The sequence below is a fragment of the Streptomyces albidochromogenes genome, assembly GCF_005981925.1.
Lineage (GTDB): Bacteria > Actinomycetota > Actinomycetes > Streptomycetales > Streptomycetaceae > Streptomyces > Streptomyces albidochromogenes.
In genome coordinates this window covers 1-4,893 of the sequence record NZ_VBVX01000415.1, presented here as the reverse complement: position 1 = coordinate 4,893, position 4,893 = coordinate 1, and the positions used below count along the sequence as shown (strand labels likewise).

Annotated in this window: 5 protein-coding genes; 2 read left to right on the top strand and 3 right to left on the bottom strand. The window is 72.3% G+C overall.

The genetic code is table 11. The features are described 5' to 3' along the window. Positions 1 to 1,079: acyltransferase family protein (locus tag E2E34_RS31440; RefSeq protein WP_138905256.1), on the top strand; the 1,079-nt coding region annotated here is incomplete at its 5' end. Here E2E34_RS31440 and E2E34_RS31435 read toward each other — a convergent pair. Then, positions 1,076 to 1,540, bottom strand: a complete 465-nt coding sequence (locus E2E34_RS31435; protein ID WP_138905255.1) for an HD domain-containing protein — start codon at positions 1,538 to 1,540, stop codon at positions 1,076 to 1,078. The two genes, E2E34_RS31440 and E2E34_RS31435, sit on opposite strands and share 4 nt — an antisense overlap. 104 nt (positions 1,541 to 1,644) lie before the next feature. Further along, a complete protein-coding gene (locus E2E34_RS31430) occupies positions 1,645 to 2,790 on the bottom strand; it encodes a PP2C family protein-serine/threonine phosphatase (RefSeq protein ID WP_138905254.1) in 1,146 nt (381 codons plus the stop codon). A gap of 106 nt (positions 2,791 to 2,896) precedes the next feature. On the opposite strand from E2E34_RS31430, the gene E2E34_RS31425 reads away from it, so the two are divergent. Then, positions 2,897 to 4,117, top strand: coding sequence for a GNAT family N-acetyltransferase (locus E2E34_RS31425; RefSeq protein ID WP_138905253.1), 1,221 nt, complete (start codon positions 2,897 to 2,899; stop codon positions 4,115 to 4,117). Between the two features lie 209 nt (positions 4,118 to 4,326). On the opposite strand, the gene E2E34_RS31420 is transcribed toward E2E34_RS31425, so the two are convergent. Beyond that, a partial coding sequence (locus E2E34_RS31420; RefSeq protein ID WP_138905252.1) for an Fpg/Nei family DNA glycosylase occupies positions 4,327 to 4,893 on the bottom strand: 567 nt, incomplete at its 5' end.

Sequence of the window (4,893 nt, the reverse complement as noted above, 5' to 3'; positions counted from 1 at the left end):
CCCCCACCTCGGGCGCCACGCCCGCCCCGAAGCAGCGCGACGCGTTCTTCGACAACGCGAAGTACCTGGCGATCGTCTTCGTCGCGATGGCCCACATGTGGGAACCCGTGATGGACGGCAGTCGCGCCACGCGCGCGCTGTACATCGTCGTCTACAGCTTCCACATGCCGGCGTTCATCATCATCTCCGGCTACTTCTCGCGCGGCTTCGACATGAGCCGCAAGAAGATCCAGCGCCTGGTCACCGGCGTCGCCGTCCCTTACGTGATCTTCGAAACCGCCTACACACTCTTCAAGCGGTGGGCGGACGACCCCGACCAGTCCATCAGCCTGCTCGACCCCTGGTACCTGACCTGGTTCCTGATCGCCCTGTTCGTCTGGCGGCTGACCACTCCGCTGTGGCAGTCGCTCCGCCATCCCCTGCCGGTCGCGCTCGCCATCGCCGTACTCGCCTCCGTGACACCGAACATCGGTGACGACCTCAACCTCCAGCGCGTGCTGCAGTTCCTGCCCTACTTCGTGCTGGGTCTGCTGCTGAAGCCGGAGCACTTCCGGATGGTGCGCAGGCGTGAGGTGCGGCTGCTGGCCCTGCCCGTCGTGCTGGCCACGGTCGTCTTCGCGTACTGGGCCGCCCCCCGCCTCGGGCTCGGGTGGTTCTACCACAGCAGCGCCGCGCAGCAGATCGGCGCTCCGTGGTGGGCCGGGGTCGTCATGACCTTCGCCCTGTTCGGCTGCTCGCTCGTCCTGACGGCCTGCTTCCTGGCCTGGGTCCCGGGCCGCACGATGTGGTTCACGGTGCTCGGCGCCGGCACGCTCGGCGGCTACTTGCTGCACGGCTTCCTGGTGAAGGGCGCCAGCTACGCGGACCTGTTCGAGACGTACCCGTGGCTGTCCACGCCGCCCGGCGAGATCTGCCTGACCGTCGCGATGGCGGTCGTGGTCACGCTGCTCTGCACGCCCTTCGTGCGGCGGCTGTTCCGCTGGGCGATGGAGCCGGAGATGAACTGGGCGTTCCGCAGCGATCCGGTCGAGAACGCCCGGCGGCGGGAGCACCGCCCCGCCGCCAAGGCGTCCGCCTAGCGGGCGGTCCCGGGCCCGGGTTCCAGTCCCAGGAGACGGTGCACCTCCGCGTATTTGAGCGTGAGACGGACCCTGGTCGCCTCGTCGAGTACGGCGAGACGGCCGGGGTCCGCGTTGTGTGCGAGGTCCGCCTCCTTGACCAGGCGCGCGCCGGGCGTGGCGAGGACGCGCCGGGCGTACGCGGCGAGCTCCTCCCCCGGGCGCTTGGTCAGGGCGAGCACCATGTCCTTGGTGGCCCGAGGCAGTTCGGCCTCGGTCAGCCACTGCTCGGACAGCGCGTCGTCCTCCACGGCGTCGTGCAGCCAGGCGGCGGCGATCTGCTCCTCGGAGCCGCCCCGGGCGCGGACGCCCTCGGCGACGGCGGCGAGGTGCTCGGCGTACGGCCGGCCCGCCTTGTCGGTCTGTCCGGCGTGCGCGGCCCGGGCTACGGCCTCCACCTGGGTGAGCGTCAGATACGGCATGGTCCTGACTGTACGGATTCCCGTGCGGGGCGGGTACGGGGGCCGGTGTCGCGGGGGTGCGCGGCGCCCGCGAACCGGTGGCCGGGCCCGCGGGCCTCGCCCGGTTACGCGTCGTGGCAGATCAGCAGCAGCGCCCGGTCGTCGTTGACGTCCTTCGCCACCGCTTCGATCAGGTGCCAGGCCGCGCCCTGGAAGCCGCAGGACACATAGCGGTCGGCCTCGCCCGTCAGGCGGTCGATGCCTTCCGCGATGTCCCGGCCGGATGCCTCGACGAGGCCGTCCGTGAACAGCATCAGGACGTCGCCGGGCGCCAGCGAACCCTTGCACGCGTCGAACTGGGCGCCGTCGTACACGCCGAGCAGCGGGCCCTCGCCGGACTTCTCCTCCCAGCGGCCGCTTCCCGCGTGCAGCTGGAGCGCGGGGAGGTGGCCCGCCGAGAGGAGTTCGTAGTCGCCGGACTCCAGGTCCAGGACCAGGTGGATGGAGGTCGCGAAGCCCTCCTCCCAGTCCTGGCGGAGCAGGTAGCCGTTGGCGGCGGGCAGGAAGCCGTGCGGCGGGAGCGAGCCCAGCAGTCCGCCGAACGCCCCGGACAGCAGCAGCGCGCGCGAGGCGGCGTCCATGCCCTTGCCGGACACATCGGTCAGGACGACCTCCAGGGTGCGCCCGCCGTTCGTGCGGGCCGCGACCACGAAGTCGCCGGAGAACGACTGGCCGCCCGCCGGGCGCAGCGCCATCTCGCTGTGCCAGTTCTTCGGCAGGCGGGGCAGCGCGCTCTGTACCCGGATGCGTTCGCGCAGGTCGAAGAGCATCGTGCCGCCGCGTCGCCACGGGACGCCGACCCGGGCCCGGAACTGGGCGATGATCAGGCCGAAGAAGCCGCAGGCGGCGACCGTGAGGACGGTGCCGGGCGTGACCGTGCCCGGGCCCTGCGTATAGGGGCCCAGCACGACCGACTCGACGATCAGCCCGGTCGCCGCGGCGGCGTACAGGCCCAGCAGGCTCGCCGGTCGCAGCAGCAGTCCGCCGGCCACGATCGGCAGGACCAGCAGGGCCGGCGCGCACCAGGCCGGCGACGCGATCGTGCCCGCGACGATGGCCGGGACGGTCAGCAGCAGGCCCGCCAGGGCGATCCAGTCCGAGCCGTCGCCCCTGAAGTAGTCGACGCCGGATTTGCGCAGCGCGATCCGGGCCCGGTGCGCGCTCTTGCGCGTCCGTGCCGAGAACGATTCGGTTCCTGCTCCACCTGCCATTGCGGTGGACCCTATCCATCCCTGCCACTGCTCCGCAGGGGGACCCCTGTGACATTGTGTTCGAAATTGGGTCGCTCGAATGCCGGAGCCCTGGTAGGCATGGCATATGACCACCGAATTACGCGTGTTGCGTGCGAGTGAGTGGGACGACTGGTTCGAGGCGGTCGAACTCGCCTTCGGGGGCCTGCCCGAGAGCGCGGAGGAGCGGGAGTTCGACCGCGCGATCACCGACCCGGCCCGGAGTCTGGGCGTCTGGGACGAAGACCAGTGCGTCGGCACGGCCACCGCGTTCGCCTTCCGGCTGTCCGTTCCCGGCGGCGCCGTGGTGCCGGCCGCCGGTGTGAGCCTGGTGAGCGTCGCCACGACGCACCGGCGGCGCGGAATCCTGACCGGGATGATGCGGCGCCAGCTCCACGACGTACGGGAATGGGGCGAGCCGCTCGCCCTGCTCACCGCGTCGGAGCCCGCGATCTACGGCCGCTTCGGGTACGGCGCGGCCACCCAGCAGCTGTCGGCGGAGATCGACACGGCGCGGGTGCGGCTGGAGGTGCCGGCGGGGACGGACGGCGTACGGCTGAGGTTCACGAAGCCGGCGGCCGCGCGGGACGCGTGCGAGACGGTGTACGCGCGGAACGTGCCGGCCCGGCCCGGGATGCTCGCCCGCCGGCCGCACTGGGACCGGATGCCGCTGCTGGACCCGGAGAGCGACCGCGAGGGCGCTTCGCCGCTGCGGTGCGTGCTGGCGGAGCGGGGCGGGGACGTCGTGGGGTACGCCCGGTTCAGCTTCAAGCCCGCCGGGTCGGACGGCACGGTCGTCCTGCGCGACCTGGAGGCGCTCGACCCGGCGGCGTACGCGGCGCTGTGGCGCTTCCTCTTCGACATGGACCTGACGTCGAAGATCCGGGTGCGCAACCGTCCGGCGGACGACGCCTGGCAGCACCTCGTCTCCGACATCCGCCGGTGCGACGTACGGCTGCGCGATTCCCTCTACGTGCGGCTGGTGGGGCTGGGGGAAGCACTGGAGGCGCGTGCGTATCTGGCGCCGGTGGATGTCGTTTTCGAGGTCTCCGACCCGCTTTGCCCCTGGAACGAGGGGCGTTGGCGGCTCACCGGTGACGCGAAGGGGGGTGCGGCGTGCAAGCGGACGGACGAGGCCGCCGATCTGGCGCTGTCCGTACGGGAACTCGGCGCGGCGTACCTCGGCGGCGTCAGCCTGGCCGCCCTGGCGGCGGCGGGCCGGGTGCGGGAACTGCGGCCGGGGGCACTGGCGGAGGCGTCGGTGGCGTTCGGTTCCACGACCGTGCCGTGGCTTTCGCACGCGTTCTGACCGGGCCCCGGGGCGGCAGGGGCCCTGCTCCGACCGGCGCCGCCGCACGTGTCCGGTGCCGGAGGGGACGTGTCGGGGTGCTCCCCGCAGGGCGTTGAACGCGATCACCGAGACGCACCCTGACCTGCCCGACGTTCGACGCCCGAGGAGACGCCCCCGCGCGGCCCCGGCCCCGCAGCCGCTGCGTCGGTGCGGTCCGACGCCGCCGGTCAGCCCTGGGGGTTCTGGCAGGTCGTGCACCAGAAGAGGTTGCGGGCGGCGAGACCGGCGGTGCGGATCTCGCCGCCACAGATGTGGCAGGGCATGTTCGCCCGGCGGTACACGTAGACCTCGCCGCCGTGGTCGTCGACGCGCGGCGGGCGGCCCATCGCTTCCGGCATGTGCTCGGGGCGGACCGTGTCGATCCGGTTGTTGCGTACGCCCTCGCGCATGAGGACGGCCAGGTCGGCCCAGATCGCGTCCCACTCGCGGCGCGTGAGGTCCTTGCCGGCGCGGTACGGGTCGATGCCGTGCCGGAAGAGCACCTCGGCGCGGTAGACGTTGCCGACGCCCGCCACGACCTTCTGGTCCATGAGCAGCGCCGCGATCGAGGTGCGGCTGCGGGACATCCGCTGCCAGGCCTGGTCCGGGGCGGCGTCTGGGCGCAGCGGGTCCGGGCCCAGGCGGTCGTGTATCGCCTGCTTCTCGGCGTCGGTGATCAGGGCGCAGGTGGTGGGGCCGCGGAGGTCCGCGTAGTGGTCGTCGTTGACGAGGCGCAGGCGGACGGTGTCCGTGGG